We start from the raw sequence: 15,204 nt of genomic DNA on the forward strand, positions 1-15,204 counted from the left end.
AATGAATAGAACGAATACATATGTTCGCTTTCAATTTAGGGGAGAGAATTCATTTGCGCATATTAGGGATCGACCCGGGGATCGCCATCGTAGGCTTTGGTTTCATCGATCAAGCCGGAAGCAAGCTGACCCCGGTGCAATACGGCTGCATTCAGACCGAGGCTCACACGCCCGACGAAGAGCGGCTGCTGCATGTGTACGAAGCCATGATTCAACTGATCGATAAATATCAACCGGAATGCGTTGCTTTTGAAAAGCTGTTTTTCAACCGGAACGTCACGAATGCGATGCTCGTCAGCCAGGCGCGCGGAGTTTTGATCTTGGCGGCCACCCAGCGCGGCTTGCCCATCGCGGAATATACGCCGATGCAGGTGAAGCAGGCCATAGTCGGTTACGGCAAGGCGGAGAAAAAGCAGGTTCAGGAAATGGTTCGGATGTTTTTGAGGCTGCAGGCCGTGCCGAAGCCCGATGACGTGGCGGATGCCTTGGCCGTGGCGGTTTGCCACGCCCATTCGCACGCGTTAAATTCGAAAATAAACGAGGTATTGCGAAAATGATCGATTTTTTAAGAGGACCGATGGTCCATCTGGAAAATGAATATATCGTGCTGGACGTTCAAGGGGTAGGATACCGCGTATTCTGCCCTAATCCTTTTGTATTCGCCAAAACGGAAGGACCCGTGACCGTGTACACCCACCATCATGTCCGGGAGGACGCGATCCTGTTGTTCGGTTTCCCGACCCGGGAGGAGCAGAGGCTGTTCCGCAAACTGATCGACGTCTCGGGAATCGGTCCGAAGGTCGCATTGGGCATTTTGGCCGGAGGCACGCCGGAGCAACTGGTTACGGCCATTTACCAAGAGAACATTACGTTCCTGACGAAAATGCCGGGGATCGGCAAAAAAACGGCGCAGCGCATGGTCCTGGACCTTAAGGACAAGCTTGACGGCTTCGGCACGGCTTCGCTGGCGACCGGACTGTTTGCGGTGCCCGAGCCCGAGGAAGGTGACGGATCGGCCTGGTCCGAGGCGCGGGAAGGCCTCAAGGCGCTGGGATACACGGATGCGGAGCTGGATCGGGTATGGCTCAAAATCAAGGATGAAACGGCGTTCGGAGATTCGGTGGACGTATTGATGAAAAAAGCGCTGAAGCTGCTTTATGCGGGGTAATCGAAGCATTCGGCTGCTGGGAGAGGGGCGACAGGAATGGATGACCGGATCATATCGGCAAATTTAATGATGGAAGACCAGGCGGTGGAGCTGAGCCTTCGCCCCCGGTATTTGAACGAATATATCGGACAGAACCAAGTAAAGGAAAACCTGAAAATTTATATCGAAGCCGCCAAGATGCGCAACGAGGCATTGGATCACGTGCTGCTGTACGGGCCTCCGGGGCTCGGCAAAACGACTTTGGCCAACATTATCGCCAACGAGCTCGGCGTCAATTTGCGCACCACCTCCGGGCCTGCGATCGAGCGTCCCGGCGATTTGGCGGCGCTGCTGACCAACCTGCAGGAAGGGGACGTGCTGTTCATCGACGAGATCCACCGGCTGCACCGTACGGTGGAAGAGGTGCTGTATCCGGCGATGGAGGATTTTGCGCTCGACATTATGATCGGCAAAGGCCCTAGTGCGCGCTCCGTCCGATTGGACCTGCCGCCGTTTACGCTGATCGGGGCGACGACCCGGGCGGGTCTGTTGTCCGCTCCGCTGCGCGACCGCTTCGGCGTCGTCAGCCGGCTCGAATTTTACAACGTGGATGAACTCAGCTACATCGTATCGCGCGGCGCCGACATTTTCGGCATCGAAATCGTGGGAGATGCGGCCGAGGAAATCGCTTTGCGTTCCAGAGGCACGCCGCGGATCGCGAACCGCCTCCTGAAAAGAGTCCGGGACTACGCCCAGGTGCGGGGGGACGGCATGATTACGCCGAAAATCGCGGAAGAATCGCTGAAAATGCTTCAAGTCGACCCGCGCGGCTTGGACCAAATCGACTACAAAATGCTTACTTCGATGATTACGAGCTTCAAGGGCGGGCCGGTCGGCCTCGATACGATAGCGGCCACCATCGGCGAAGAAAGCCAAACGATCGAGGATGTGTACGAGCCGTACCTGCTGCAGATCGGTTTCCTGCAGCGGACGCCCCGGGGCAGGATCGTGACGGCTGCGGCCTATCAGCACTTAGGACTGCCGATGCCCGATCCCCGTTAAATCAATCGCGATTTTAACATTAATTTTTGATATAGACTTCATGGGATGCAAGGAGGAATATTACGAGTGCGAAAATCGACGGTACCGAAGGTAGTTACATGGTGTGGCAAAGGTCTTTTGGCCGTAATGCTGGCCGCCGGCGGCTTGCAGTTGTCCGGCAAGGCATCGGCTCTTTCGGCCGACCAGATCCGGGTCGGTTTGTTCATGGATTTAGGCAGCACGTATAAATCCACGCAGGCGGCAGTGACGCTTTCCTCCGGACAAGCTTGGTCCGTAGGATTCAAAGCGGCCGAAGGGCCATCCTCCGCCTTTGCGCTTGCCGCCGGAGAAGAAGCGCGCTTCAGCATCGACGGCTTTCGCGTGAAGGTGCTGGAAACGAAGGATTTTTCGGCCGCCTCCGCGGCCTACAAAAAACTGGCGGCCACGGCGGACAAGCCGTTTCTGTTTGCGGCCCAGACCTCCGCAGGACAAGTGTATCAGCTATATGCCGGGCCTTATGCAAGCGAGCAGGCGGCTGCTACAGGAGCAGCCCGCACGGCCAAAACCGCGGCCGCTTATCTGGAGGGGCAGGTTCCCGCGGTGAAGGGCCCGAAGCATTTGACCGCCGGTTCTTACGATACGGAAGCGCAAGCGGCGGCAGCCGCAAGCTCCATCAAGGATGCCGGGTTTGATGCGATGGTCGCGCTGGAGCAGACGGCCGACGGCGGCAGCCGCTACGCGGTTTGGGTCGGGGAAGCGGCAAACGATCAGGATTTGGCCGGCCTGTCAAGCTCCGCGGCGGCGCAATTGCCGCAATTTGCGCTCTCGAACGCCGATGCCGGACTTCCGGGTTTGATCATCCGGCAGGATGTCGGCCAAGGGCAACCCGTCAAGCATTTTCTGGTCAGCGGCAAAGACGCCAAAGCATGGGCTTCGAGCAGCGGCTCGGAACTGAAGGTAAAGGAAAGATCAAACCGTTCTTACCGCGGGGCGATGGAGATCAGCGTTTTGAACGGACAGCTGGCGCTTGTCAATGAGCTGCCGTTTGAAGAGTACCTCTATTCGGTCGTCGGCGGCGAGATGCAGTCCTCGTGGCCTGCGGAAGCACTGAAAGCCCAAGCGGTCGCCGCTCGCAGTTATGCGGAATTTCAAGTGGGGCAAAGCAGCAAGTTTAAAATCGCGGACGTCGTCGACACGACGCTGAGCCAGGCTTACAATGGGGTCGCCTCTGAATCCCCGAGCGTAGTCAAAGCGGTCGATGCAACCCGCGGCGAAGTGATCCGGAAAGACGGGAAAGTGGTCGAGGCGGTGTTCTCCTCCAACGCCGGCGGCGCGTCGGCCGATCCTTCCGAAGTGTGGAACAGCGGCGGGGATGCGTTCGCCAGCGTGCCAAGCGAGGGGGACACGGCCGCGGCGAAGGGCCAAAAAATGTGGTACCATGTGCTGCTCCCTTCCGGCATCAGCGGCTATGTGCGCGAAGACAACGTAAAAGAGACCGGCACGTTTACCGGCGGCGGACTCGCCAAAGTGACCGTGACGGCCAAAGATACGAACGTTCGCCCGCTGCCGCTGATCCAGTCCGATAAAAGCCCGGTCGCCAAAATGAATCCCGGCGATACGGCGGTCTTGCTGGAAAAAGTGAACGAATCCGGCAAGTACTCCTGGGTTCGCGGGCCGTTTACGTCGGCCGAGCTGCTTAAAAGCCTGCAGGGCAAAACCCAGACGTCGCCTCCTTCCCCGATCGTGACGCTGGACGTCACGAAACGCGGGCCCTCGGGCCGGGCGACGGAAATCAAGGCCAACGGCCAGGTTCTCGACGTAAAATATCCGGAGATGTTCCGGTCGGCGCTGGGAAGCCTTCCAAGCACCTTATTTGATATTGTCCAAACCGGGAGCTATACTGTACGGAGTGCCGACGGCACGACGGCCAAAAAGACCGGTTCGTCCGGCGTTGCCGTCGTCTCGGCTTCCGGCCAAAGCACTCTTGCAGGCGGAGGAACGGTCATCCTGAACGGGGACGGCAGCGCACGCAGCGTCGACGAAAACGAAGGCTTTATGTTCGTCGGCCGCGGCGACGGGCATGGCCTCGGACTCTCGCAATGGGGAGCGAAAGGGATGGCTGACGAAGGGTATGGTTATCAGGATATATTGAAACACTATTACCAGAACGTAACTATTACGAAGGAATGACGCAATATGAACGTAGACTTGTACGATTTTAACCTGCCGGAAGAATTGATTGCACAGACGCCGCTCAAGGAGCGGACGGCATCGCGTCTATTGACGCTGAACAAGCAAAACGGGGCGATTGCCCATCATACATTCAAGGATATCGTGGACCAGCTGCATCCCGGCGATACGCTTGTGCTGAACGATACGCGGGTCATTCCCGCGAGATTGTTCGGGACCAAGGAAGATACGGGCGCCAAAGCGGAAGTGCTCCTGCTGAAAAACCTCGGCGAAGACCGCTGGGAAGCGCTCGTCAAACCGGGTAAAAAGCTGAAGCCGGGCACGTCGATCGTTTTCGGGGACGAGCTGAAAGCCGTCATCGAAGATGAAGCCGACATGGGCGAACGCGTGCTGAAGTTTTATTATAAAGGGATTTTCCAGGAGATTTTGGATCGGCTCGGCCAGATGCCCCTGCCTCCGTATATCAAGGAGAAACTGGATGACCGGGAACGGTATCAGACCGTATATTCCCGCCATGAGGGCTCTGCGGCCGCGCCGACAGCCGGGCTTCATTTCACGAAAGAACTTCTCGAGGAAATCGAGCGCAAGGGCGTCACGATCGCCTATTTGACGCTTCATGTCGGGCTGGGCACCTTCCGTCCGATGTCCGTCGACAAGGTCGAAGACCATGTGATGCACGCGGAGTATTATTCCGTTTCGCAGGAAACGGTCGACGTCTTAAACGCTGCGCGCAGCCGGGGCGGACGCATCATTGCCGTCGGCACGACTTCGTGCCGGACGCTTGAAACGCTTGGCACCCGGTTTGCGGGCGGGCAGCTCGAGGCTTGCAGCGGTTGGACGGATATTTTCATTTATCCGGGTTATGAATTCAAGGTCGTGGATGCCCTGATCACCAACTTCCATCTGCCCAAGTCCACGCTGGTGATGCTGGTGAGCGCGCTGGCAGGCAGAGAGCATATTTTGCATGCGTACGAAGAAGCGATCAAAGAGAAATACCGCTTTTTCAGCTTCGGCGACGCCATGTTTATTTATTAAGTCCGATCGAGCGGAATCTAAGAGGATGGTATCTATATGACTGCAGCAGTTTATTACGAACACATTAAAACATGCAAACAATCCGGAGCGCGCCTCGGCCGCGTCCATACCCCCCACGGGGTGATCGAAACGCCGACCTTCATGCCGGTCGGAACGCTGGCCACCGTCAAAACGATGAGCCCGGAAGAGCTGAAGGCGATGGACGCGCAAATCATCTTGAGCAACACCTATCACCTTTTCCTGCGCCCGGGCCACGATATCGTCCGGGAAGCGGGCGGGCTGCATCAATTCATGAATTGGGACCGCCCGATTTTGACCGACAGCGGCGGCTTCCAGGTGTTCAGCTTGAGCGAAATGCGCAAAATCACCGAGGAAGGCGTGCATTTCCGTTCCCACCTGAACGGGGACAAGTTGTTCATTTCTCCTGAAGTGGCGATGGAAATCCAGAACGCGCTCGGCTCCGATATCATGATGGCATTCGATGAGTGCCCGCCTTATCCGGCCGAATACGATTACGTCAAAAAATCGCTGGAACGGACGTCGAGATGGGCCGAGCGCTGCCTGAAAAGCCACGCGCGCCCGCATGACCAGGCGTTGTTCGGCATCGTGCAGGGAGGCATGTACGAGGATTTGCGCAAACAAAGCGCGCGGGATTTGACTTCCATGGATTTCCCGGGGTATGCTATTGGTGGACTCAGCGTTGGAGAGTCCAAGCAGCTGATGTATGAAGTGCTGGATTATACCGTTCCGCTCCTTCCGGACAACAAACCCCGTTATTTGATGGGCGTCGGTTCTCCGGATGCCTTGATCGAAGGTTCGATCCGGGGCGTGGACATGTTTGACTGCGTCCTTCCGACGCGGATTGCCCGCAACGGAACGACGATGACCAGCCAAGGACGGCTCGTCGTGCGAAACGCCCAATACGCCAGAGATTTTGGCCCTCTTGATCCTGCATGCGATTGTTATACTTGCCGGAACTATTCAAGAGCCTACCTTCGTCATTTGATCAAAGCCGACGAAACCTTTGGCCTCAGGCTGACGACGTACCACAACCTGCATTTCCTTATCAACCTGATGAAGCAAGTGCGGCAAAGCATCATGGAAGACAGGCTGCTTGATTTCCGCGATGAGTTTTTTGAGCAGTACGGTCTTCATGACAATGATAAAGGTTTTTAATCCGAAGGTTTTTCGGAAGCAGCTGAAACTGAAACGACGGGGTTAATCCATGAAAGGGGGGAAAGGGATGTTCGAAAAATTCGAAAGTTTTGAAATTGCGGCAGGCGCAGGCGGCGCGGCAAGCGGCGGAAGCAACTTCCTCAGCTTGATTTTGCCTCTCGTGTTGATGTTTGCGATTTTTTATTTCCTGCTTATTCGTCCGCAGCAAAAGAAACAGAAAACCCGGAACTCGATGCTCAGCGCATTGAAAAAAGGGGATAAGGTCGTTACGATCGGGGGCCTTCACGGGACGATCATGGAAATCACGGACGACATCGTCGTTTTGCGCGTCAATGACGTCACGAAACTGACGTTCGACCGGAATTCCATCAGCCATGCGATCAGCACGGCGGCAGAAGGCGAAAAATAAGCTGCAGCGACATAACGAATCACAAGATTACTTATGAATTCCATTCATCATGACCAATAAGCGACAATGGAGCCGGTATGCGGAAAAAATCCCTATGCCGCTTTCTTTGAAGCGTCCAACGGCATGATGAAATCGGTTATCGCAGCGAATATGCAGCATCGTTAGCCGAACCAAAGAGGCGGTTCCCGTTCAGGGAGCCGCCTCTTTTATCAGTTGTAAGTATATAACTCTCGTTATTACAATCCGCCGAACATTTTGCGCTGCCGGTGAAGCAGGGATTCGTTTTGGCTTCGCAAGGAAAGCTTGGCGAACAGAATGCCCGCATTGGAAGCGATGAGGCCGAGTATGGTGCCGGCGATCATATCCGTGAGCCAATGAATGCCCAGATAGAAGATGCTGAAAATCACGATGATGGCGCTTACCGTCGTCATGATGCCGAAGCGTCTGTTGCCGGAACGCAATCCCAAAACCATCATCGTTACCGAAATGGACGTATGGAGGCTTGGGAAGCAGTTGTTGATGCCGGATAAAGGCCTGTACTCCTGCTCGAAGTTCGGAAAGACCTCCAGCATGAGGAATGACGCTCCGGATGGCGGGTAAGACCACACCTCATTGACCGGGAAAAACAGGTAAAACGGAATCGCGACCGTATAATTGATGATAATCGCGAAGCAGGTGGCCAGCACGAACACTTTATTTTGATCGGAAACATAAACGCCAAGCGATGCGACAAGCAGCGATTGAAAAACCACCACGTAGAAAAAAACGAGGACGGGCGTAAGGTACGGGCTGTGGAAAAAGCCCTGAAAATGCTGCACGAAATGTCCTTCCAAGCCGAATACCCAAGGCGTGAAATCTTTATGGTAATTCATGTTTTCTTCGATCTGCAGCTCATATTTGTTCAGCAGAAGAATCCCTACCATGATGAAGAACAGCAGCAAAAACTTGCGCGAAGTAAGCAGCTCTTTAATAAACAGGTAGGCCGCTTTGAACGGGTTGCGGAGCGTACCCAGCCAGATCAGCAGAATCACGGCGACCGCCGAGGCGATGGATATTCCCTGCATGGATTGGTATATCAAATCAGAAAAAGCCTCCTCTTGTAAGAATCAAGTGAACTTAGTGTACCATATTTCAAGAGGAGAGGCCTTATCGATTCACTTATTTTTAAGGTTCACGCCGAACATGCCGCCGATGGCCGCCGAGGCAAACGCCGCGGCAAGCAGCAGCAGATCCCCCGTCTGCAAATGGCTGTCGAGCGCGAGAAAACCGATCATGATGATCAGCGCGCCGTACAAAATGCCCGTCAGGCCGCCTTGGTACCAGCCTCTTTTTCCTGCCCGCTTGCCTGCGACAATCCCCCCGAACAACGATGCAACCGCATGAACCACATAAATGTAGCGGGAAAGGCTTTGTTCGTCCATGCCGCTGGACCACAGCAGGAGAGAAAGGACAAGCGCGCCAAGCATCATCCAGAAAAAAGAATAGTAGAGCCCGGACAGAATCGGATTTGCGATCCGAAAAGAAAGCACGCGCCGGATCATGTGCATAACAGGAACCCCCTTCATCATTCTAGGATTTTTTCGTCAATCCCCTAAACCATAAGTTAATGTAAATCTATGTCCAAGCCTCCCGGGGTAGTACAAGTAATTTTCCAATTATTAATCCGCGCGGCAGTGCATGCCTGAAATGGACGAAGGCCAAAATACCCATATATCTTCCAACCATATCGCATCAAAGGGAGGGCTTGGGTGTGGCTGCTCACATTTTGGTCACCGTATTTCGGACGGTACTCATGTATTTTGTCATCTATCTGACTTTAAGGATTATGGGAAAACGGGAAATCGGAAAGCTTTCGATTTTCGATCTCGTCATTTCCATCATGATCGCCGAAATCGGCGTTTTTGTGCTGGAAGATATCAAGCGCCCGGTTTTCGACGGGATCGTGCCGATGATCACGCTGGTCATCATCCAATTGATCATCGCCATCGTCAGCCTGAAGAGCAGGAAAGTGCGTTTATGGTTCGAAGGCGAGCCGAGCATTCTTGTGGCCAAGGGCAAGCTCAACCGGGAGGAGATGCGGAAACAGCGGTATAATCTGGACGATTTGCTGCTCCAGCTGCGCGGGAAAAACATCCAAAACATCGCGGACGTCGAATTTGCCATTCTGGAAAACTCCGGACAGCTGACGGTCATTCCCAAATCCCCTTCCCCTCCGCGCGAGGAACCCCGGCAGCCGTTTGGCGGGAACGATTCCCGAACAAGCGGCGGCACGGCTTGGGCGCAGCCCGAGACAAAACGACCCGCAAATCCGCGGCAGGCGGGGAAGATTGCGGCAAACGGCGGATCCAGATCGAAAAAGCTCTTTTTTGCCCCGGCCGGAACCTTCAGTTTCGGCGTGCTTCCCGTTCCGCTGATCATGGACGGAAAAGTGCAGGACGACAATTTGCGGAAGCTGAGAAAAAACCGGTTTTGGCTCAAACATCAAATTCAGCAGCATGGCGTCAAAGAGTTCAAGGACGTATTTTTATGCTCGATCGACCCGAACGGCAAGGTATACGTCGACCCGAAATAAACCTTATGCCGCAGGTTTCCTCGGCTCGTCCGAGCCGAACCATTTGCCGATGACCGGCATTCTTCTCACGTCGCGCGGCGAGACCAGCTTCACGGCAAAAACCGTGACCAGGAACGCAGCCACGCCAACGAGCGCCGATGCAAAAAGCTGAATCCATCCGAAGCCGGCAAACGGAAAATGGCGGAAGGCATACGTCGTTAGGGCAGCCATGATGAGCATGGCGCAAAGCAGTTTCACCATGTCGAAAAGCTTGAAGCGGTAAGCGAGCAGCCGGCTGATGCTAAACCCGTGAAGGACGGTGACGACGATGCTGTTGATGATGATCGCGATGACGGCGCCGTAAATGCCGTATTCCGGCTGGGAAGACAAATACCAGATCAGAAACAGCTTGATCGAAGCGCTGACCAGCGTGTTGAACAACGCCCTTCCGGGGCGGTCCAATGCCTGCAGCGCGGCCTGCAGCGGGGCCTGTACATAGACGAAAAGCGCAAAAGGGGCCAGCATCCGCAGCATCCCCGCGATGTCCGCGCTGTTGTACAACAGCCGGCAAAGCGGTTCGGCGAGCACGTACATGATCACGGAGAAAGGAGCGCCCGTAACCAAGGCGAGCCGAATCGTTTGGTTGAGCCGCTTATGGATCGTCAGCTTGTCTTTGCGGGCAGCCGCTTCGGAAAGGGATGGAACCAGCGATACGGCCAGGGAAGAGGTCAACGCGCCGGGCAGGAGCAGGACGGGAATGATCATGCCCTGCAGCGCGCCGTATTGCGCGGTGGCGACGGACGTGGCGATGCCTGCGATGGCAAGGCTTTGCGCGGTGATAATCGATTCGAACAGGTAAGAAAAGGAACCGACCAGCTTGCCTGCCGTCACCGGAATGTTGATGCCCATCAAACGAGAAAACAAACCCGGGCTTGACGCTTGATTGCGCGAGCCTTTTTCGGTTTTGGCCAGCATTGGCCGCTCCTTGCGGAACTGCCATAACAGGGCGAGCAGCCCGAAAAATTCGCCGGCCGTTACCCCAAGCATCGCTCCTGCCGCGGCATAAGCAATCCCCTTGGGCAGCAGCAGATAAGCGAACCATAACGTGCAGCCGATTCTGGCCACGGTTTCGATGATGCTTGAGGCGGCGGAAGGGATCATGTTTTGCTTGCCTTGAAAATAGCCTCTGTAAACGGATGATACGGCAACGATGACAAGCATCGGGCTCATGCTGATAAACGTGTAGTAGACGCGCGAATCCGTCAGGATATGGCTCGTCACCCAGGGCGCAAGCCAGACGGAAAGCGCCATGAACAGAATGCCCAAACCGACGGTCAGCATCAGGCTGACGCGGAGGACGAATTCGGAATTTTGCGGTTTGTTCTCCGTTTCCGCTTCGGATATCAGCTTGGCCACCGCAAGCGGAATCCCGCCGGTGATGATGGTGACCAGCACCAGGAAAAAAGGATATCCGAGCTGGTAAATGCCGACGCCTTCGGCCCCGATGATGCGGGGCAGGGCGATGCGGGGAATAAATCCCAAAATCCTGTTGACGATCCCGGCGGCGAGCAAAATCATCGTGCCTTGGATAAACGTCTGCTTTTTCGATGTCCCCGTGCGAGGTGTTAGCTTGTTCAAATGCGCCACTCCCTTTTTCCGTGCCAGCTCTTTTGCTGCTGCATGCGTTGCGACAGACCTTTTGTATATGGATATGCCGGACTCGTCCATTCATACCAGGACATTTTTGCGCGAGGGTTTGGCGAAAACCGAAAAAAGTCTTGCAATCCAAAAGAAGGAATGGGGCCATGCGGAGTCGAATGTGGTAGTATAAAAGTATAACTTGGCAGGAAGACACCAGGGAGACGGGGAGGAGGGTGCGCCAGTGAGCCCGGAATATATGAGCGAAAGCGAGATGGATGCCGCCATTGAGGCGTTTTGCCGGAGCAAGGCGGAGGAATTCAGGCTTATCGGTTATGAACATGTGACCAGCAAAGACATCTGGAACTGCATCAGCAGCAAATACGAAAAGGAAGGCATTCCTCCTTTGTATAAGCTGACCAACGATATTCTCTCTCTGAAGGTAACGACATTTATGAACTTTATGACCATATCTGCATATAAAGGTTCCTCTTTCGATTAATGGAGAGGAACTTTTTCAGGTTGGCGGCTAAGCGGATAAGGCCTCTCTTCAAGATCCGGAAAACCTCCCGGCGGGCGGAAACGACAAATATTGATAAATTGACTGCTTTTTGACGCATGGCTATAATAGGAATATTGAGAACGAAAGGGGAACTAGGAACGGCATGAAAAGAATTGCTACTTTCATCATCGTCGTGCTCGTTGCTGCGGGAATCATGGCCTGGTCGACTCCGGGATTGCTGAACGGCGTCCGGCTCGGTCTTGATCTTAAAGGGGGCTTCGAGATTTTGTACGAAGCTTCGCCGCTCGAAGCGGGACAAAAGATTACGAAACAGTCCCTCACGCGTACGGCGGAAAGCCTGGAGAAGCGCGCCAATGCGCTTGGTACCAGCGAACCCGAAGTAACCACTGAAGGTACGAACCGGATTCGCCTTAAAATCGCAGGCGTAACCAACGAAGCCGAAGTCAGAAAGAAAATGAAGGAGCCGGCCTCGCTGACATTCCGCAGCGCGGATGGCTGCAAGGCGCCTGCGGAAAACGCGCAACCGAAAGATATATATTGTAAGGTCGAGCTGGTCGGCAGCGATTTTGTCGAAAACGGAGCTTCCGTAGGCTACGACCAACTCAACCAGCCCGTCATCGATATCAAGGTGAAGGACAAAAAGAAATTCGCGGATGTCACCAAACGTTTGATCGGCAAAAACCTGGCGATCTTCCTCGATGACAACATGCTGTCCGACCCGACGGTCCGTCAAGAGCTGACCGACGGCAAAGCCCAAATTTCCGGCAGCTATTCGATCGAAGAAGCCAAACAAATCCGCGACACGATCAATCTGGGCGCCCTGCCTTTGAAACTGACCGAAAAATATTCTCAAAGCGTAGGCGCGACGCTGGGCAAACAGTCGCTGCAAAAAACGATCGAAGCAGGCATCATCGGTTCCATCGTCATTCTGCTCTTTATGATCGCAATGTACCGTTTGCCGGGCATCATCGCCAGCTTCGGGCTGATCGTGCATACCTGGCTGCTCATCCTGGTGTTCGTCTGGGCCGACTTTACGCTGACCCTTCCGGGCGTAGCGGCGTTTATTCTCGGGATCGGGATGGCCGTCGACGCGAACATCATCACAAACGAACGGATTCGGGAAGAAATCCGCAACGGCCGCAGCATCACCTCGGCGGTCAAAGCGGGGAACAAATCCTCCTTCCGCACGATTTTGGACTCGAACATTACGACGATTATCGTCGGTGCGGTGATGTTCGCGTTTGGGACAGGCGCCGTCAAAGGTTTCGCCCTCGTCCTGATCGTCGAAATCGTGTTGAGCATTTTGACGAACGTGTATTTGACCCACTTCCTGCTTAGTTTGCTCGTCAAGGGCGAGCTGCTCAAAAAACCGAAGCAGTTCGGTGTAAAGGAGAGTGAGATCAATGCACTTTAAGAGAGAATTCGACTTCGTGAAGCTCAGCAAGCCGGCCTTTATCTTTTCGATCGTGCTGACGATCGCCGGCATTATCGCGCTTTCCGCTTTCGGTTTGAACTACGGCGTTGATTTCCGCGCGGGTTCGAACGTGGACGTGAAGCTGTCCAAAAACGTGACGGCTGAAGAGATACAGCCGGTGCTCAGCGCCATCGGAGTCGCCAAAGAAGACGCGCATATCACGCCGGGGGATCAGCGGGTGAACATCCGTTTCACGAAAGTGCTCCAGGAGGATCAGGACGAAAAGCTGAAAGCGGAAATTCAGAAGCTGGACAAGTCTGCATCCTTCGAAATCAACACCGTTGATCCGGAAATGGCCAAGGAGCTCGGCCGGAATGCGATCTATGCCGTACTCATATCCTGTATCGGGATCATCATATACGTAAGTATCCGGTTTGAATGGCGGTTCGCGTTAGCGGCCATCGTCGCGCTTTTGCATGACGCGTTTATGGTCGTAGCGATCTTCTCCATCTTCCGGCTGGAGGTCAGCCTGACGTTCATCGTCGCGGTGCTGACGATCATCGGTTACTCGATCAACGATACGATCGTTATTTTCGACCGGATCCGCGAAAACCTGCGTTTCGGCAAGCAGAAGACGCGCGAGGATTTGGCCAAACTGCTGAACCACAGCGTCAACCAAATGCTGATGCGTTCCTTGTATACGGCGTTTACGGTATTTATCGCCGCGTTTTTCCTGTTCCTGTTCGGCGGAGAATCGATCAAAATGTTCTCGCTGGCCATGGTCATCGGCCTGATCTTCGGGGCATACTCTTCGATCTTCATCGCAAGCCCGCTGTGGCTGCTCTTTAAGTACAAGCAAAAACCTAACCGGAAAGCGGTCAAGCCTTCCAAAGCGTAAGGTTCTTGTACAGGTGAAAGCCGCGTCCCATGCGACGCGGCTTTCGATCTTCCATGTGGAACTCATCAATGGCTTATTCACCTCGAAGAAACGGATGCAGGTGCGTCATAACCGTACGGATGACATCCATTTCAAAGAAAAGAATCGGCATGTTGGGACTGCCGGAGAGGAGGCAAACATGAGCACAGGGCGTTCACATTCTTCCGATACGGTCACTTGGGCGGGAATGATCGGCGATTTGTCGCTTGCCGTTCTTAAAGGGACATTAGGTTATTTCGGGGGAAGCAAGGCATTGCTTGGCGATGCGTTGTATTCCGCTTCCGATGCGGTGACAGCGTTGAACCGGCTCATTCCGCGCCGCATGTCCGCCAAAGCTTGGGGCGCAGGCAAGCAGCCGAAACGCTCGCACCGAACGGAGCCTTTGTTTGCGATCATTTTTGCGGTGCTTGTTCTGATGGGAGGGCTGCAGATCGCGATCGCTTCCATTCGGGAAATCGCTTCGGGAACCATCGAGATACCGGAATCGTTTACGCTCATCGCCATTTTTGTGTCGTTGGCCGTAAAGGAAGCCATTTTTCAATTCCAATACCGCTATTCGAAAAAGCAAGGCGACGGGAATCATACCGCTTATGCCGAAGAACATCGCTTTAGTTTGTATACTTCATTGACCGTCTGCATCGGCGTCTTTTTGTCCTTGGCAGGCGACGGTTTGCAGGTGAAAGCGCTGATGTACATGGATCCGGTTGCGGCTCTGATCGTGGCGGCTTTGGTGCTCCGCAAAGGGTACCTGATGATCGTGACATCCGTTTACGGTTCGCTTGTGGAGGAAACCCAGCAGGAGGACTCTCTGAATTTCATCGAGACCGTGCAGCGGGTACACGGCATCATCACCGTCGACGATTTGAAGGCAAGGGAGCAAGGACATTACGTAACCGTTGATCTGAAAATCAGCGTCAATCCCCGCATTACGGTGCTGGAAGCAAACGAAATCGCGGAGCGGGCCAAAAAACTGCTGATGAACCGCTTCGTGCATATCAGTGACGTGAATATCCAAGTCGTTCCTTATGATCCCGGCTATCCGTACAAATCCAATCATCAGCTTACGGATAATGACATGCCGACGCTGCTTCAATAACGCGTTGAATCGCGCATCGAAGGCGCAAGCCGGCAGGGAAAGAAAGG

At 54.4% G+C, this 15,204-nt stretch carries 15 protein-coding genes; 12 read left to right on the plus strand and 3 right to left on the minus strand.

The annotated features are described in order from the left end of the window. The first annotated feature begins 53 nt into the window (after positions 1–53). The 7 genes from ruvC to yajC all read left to right on the plus strand — a co-directional run bounded on the left by ruvC (position 54) and on the right by yajC (position 6,998). On the plus strand, positions 54–557 hold the full coding sequence (gene ruvC / locus MKY58_RS06405) for a crossover junction endodeoxyribonuclease RuvC (protein ID WP_036711181.1): 504 nt from the start codon (positions 54–56) through the stop codon (positions 555–557). Then, positions 554–1,168, plus strand: a complete 615-nt coding sequence (gene ruvA / locus MKY58_RS06410; RefSeq protein ID WP_036711183.1) for a Holliday junction branch migration protein RuvA — start codon at positions 554–556, stop codon at positions 1,166–1,168. Before ruvC ends, ruvA begins: the two co-directional genes overlap by 4 nt. 36 nt (positions 1,169–1,204) lie before the next feature. Further along, positions 1,205–2,209 carry a Holliday junction branch migration DNA helicase RuvB gene (ruvB, locus tag MKY58_RS06415; protein WP_212951810.1) on the plus strand — a complete coding sequence of 335 codons (1,005 nt, stop codon included), beginning with the start codon at positions 1,205–1,207 and terminating at the stop codon, positions 2,207–2,209. Between the two features lie 66 nt (positions 2,210–2,275). Continuing rightward, a complete protein-coding gene (locus MKY58_RS06420) occupies positions 2,276–4,378 on the plus strand; it encodes a SpoIID/LytB domain-containing protein (protein ID WP_339323898.1) in 2,103 nt (700 codons plus the stop codon). A gap of 6 nt (positions 4,379–4,384) precedes the next feature. Continuing rightward, on the plus strand, positions 4,385–5,413 hold the full coding sequence (gene queA, locus MKY58_RS06425; protein ID WP_339323899.1) for a tRNA preQ1(34) S-adenosylmethionine ribosyltransferase-isomerase QueA: 1,029 nt from the start codon (positions 4,385–4,387) through the stop codon (positions 5,411–5,413). Positions 5,414–5,449: 36 nt separating this feature from the next. After that, entirely contained in the window at positions 5,450–6,589 is a 1,140-nt protein-coding gene (gene tgt, locus MKY58_RS06430; RefSeq protein WP_212951807.1) for a tRNA guanosine(34) transglycosylase Tgt, read from the plus strand. 67 nt (positions 6,590–6,656) lie between these two features. Continuing rightward, the gene (gene yajC, locus MKY58_RS06435; RefSeq protein ID WP_339323900.1) at positions 6,657–6,998 is read left to right on the plus strand and encodes a preprotein translocase subunit YajC; all 342 of its coding nucleotides are present in this window, start codon (positions 6,657–6,659) and stop codon (positions 6,996–6,998) included. Positions 6,999–7,234: 236 nt separating this feature from the next. On the opposite strand, the gene MKY58_RS06440 is transcribed toward yajC, so the two are convergent. Together MKY58_RS06440 and MKY58_RS06445 are read right to left on the minus strand one after the other, a co-directional pair. Then, positions 7,235–8,077 (minus strand): phosphatase PAP2 family protein, encoded by an 843-nt coding sequence (locus tag MKY58_RS06440; protein ID WP_339323901.1) that lies wholly within the window; start codon positions 8,075–8,077, stop codon positions 7,235–7,237. A gap of 75 nt (positions 8,078–8,152) precedes the next feature. Next, positions 8,153–8,545 (minus strand): TIGR04086 family membrane protein, encoded by a 393-nt coding sequence (locus MKY58_RS06445; RefSeq protein ID WP_339323902.1) that lies wholly within the window; start codon positions 8,543–8,545, stop codon positions 8,153–8,155. 203 nt (positions 8,546–8,748) lie between these two features. Here MKY58_RS06445 and MKY58_RS06450 point away from each other — a divergent pair, with 203 nt between their 5' ends. After that, positions 8,749–9,570 carry a DUF421 domain-containing protein gene (locus tag MKY58_RS06450; RefSeq protein ID WP_339323903.1) on the plus strand — a complete coding sequence of 274 codons (822 nt, stop codon included), beginning with the start codon at positions 8,749–8,751 and terminating at the stop codon, positions 9,568–9,570. Positions 9,571–9,573: 3 nt separating this feature from the next. Here MKY58_RS06450 and spoVB read toward each other — a convergent pair whose 3' ends face one another. Next, positions 9,574–11,187 (minus strand): stage V sporulation protein B, encoded by a 1,614-nt coding sequence (spoVB, locus tag MKY58_RS06455; RefSeq protein ID WP_339323904.1) that lies wholly within the window; start codon positions 11,185–11,187, stop codon positions 9,574–9,576. Positions 11,188–11,431: 244 nt separating this feature from the next. Here spoVB and MKY58_RS06460 point away from each other — a divergent pair, with 244 nt between their 5' ends. From MKY58_RS06460 to MKY58_RS06475, 4 genes are all read left to right on the plus strand, one after another. Continuing rightward, on the plus strand, positions 11,432–11,689 hold the full coding sequence (locus MKY58_RS06460; RefSeq protein ID WP_156124605.1) for a post-transcriptional regulator: 258 nt from the start codon (positions 11,432–11,434) through the stop codon (positions 11,687–11,689). Between the two features lie 163 nt (positions 11,690–11,852). After that, complete coding sequence (gene secD / locus MKY58_RS06465) at positions 11,853–13,124, plus strand: protein translocase subunit SecD (RefSeq protein WP_339323905.1); 1,272 nt, start codon at positions 11,853–11,855, stop codon at positions 13,122–13,124. Beyond that, positions 13,114–14,022, plus strand: a complete 909-nt coding sequence (gene secF, locus MKY58_RS06470; RefSeq protein WP_036711197.1) for a protein translocase subunit SecF — start codon at positions 13,114–13,116, stop codon at positions 14,020–14,022. Before secD ends, secF begins: the two co-directional genes overlap by 11 nt. A gap of 178 nt (positions 14,023–14,200) precedes the next feature. Further along, positions 14,201–15,157 carry a cation diffusion facilitator family transporter gene (locus tag MKY58_RS06475; RefSeq protein ID WP_036711304.1) on the plus strand — a complete coding sequence of 319 codons (957 nt, stop codon included), beginning with the start codon at positions 14,201–14,203 and terminating at the stop codon, positions 15,155–15,157. Positions 15,158–15,204 lie beyond the last annotated feature (47 nt).

Origin of the sequence: Paenibacillus sp. FSL W8-0194, assembly GCF_037969745.1 — a bacterium.
Taxonomy (GTDB): Bacteria; Bacillota; Bacilli; order Paenibacillales; family Paenibacillaceae; genus Paenibacillus_AQ; species Paenibacillus_AQ cookii.

Coding starts and splice junctions, on each gene's coding strand:
- ruvA (WP_036711183.1), top strand. CDS start 554: ATGATCGATTTTTTAAGAGGACCGATGGTCCATCTGGAAAATGAATAT.
- ruvB (WP_212951810.1), top strand. CDS start 1,205: ATGGATGACCGGATCATATCGGCAAATTTAATGATGGAAGACCAGGCG.
- queA (WP_339323899.1), top strand. CDS start 4,385: ATGAACGTAGACTTGTACGATTTTAACCTGCCGGAAGAATTGATTGCA.
- tgt (WP_212951807.1), top strand. CDS start 5,450: ATGACTGCAGCAGTTTATTACGAACACATTAAAACATGCAAACAATCC.
- yajC (WP_339323900.1), top strand. CDS start 6,657: ATGTTCGAAAAATTCGAAAGTTTTGAAATTGCGGCAGGCGCAGGCGGC.
- MKY58_RS06445 (WP_339323902.1), bottom strand. CDS start 8,545: ATGCACATGATCCGGCGCGTGCTTTCTTTTCGGATCGCAAATCCGATT.
- secD (WP_339323905.1), top strand. CDS start 11,853: ATGAAAAGAATTGCTACTTTCATCATCGTCGTGCTCGTTGCTGCGGGA.
- secF (WP_036711197.1), top strand. CDS start 13,114: ATGCACTTTAAGAGAGAATTCGACTTCGTGAAGCTCAGCAAGCCGGCC.
- MKY58_RS06475 (WP_036711304.1), top strand. CDS start 14,201: ATGAGCACAGGGCGTTCACATTCTTCCGATACGGTCACTTGGGCGGGA.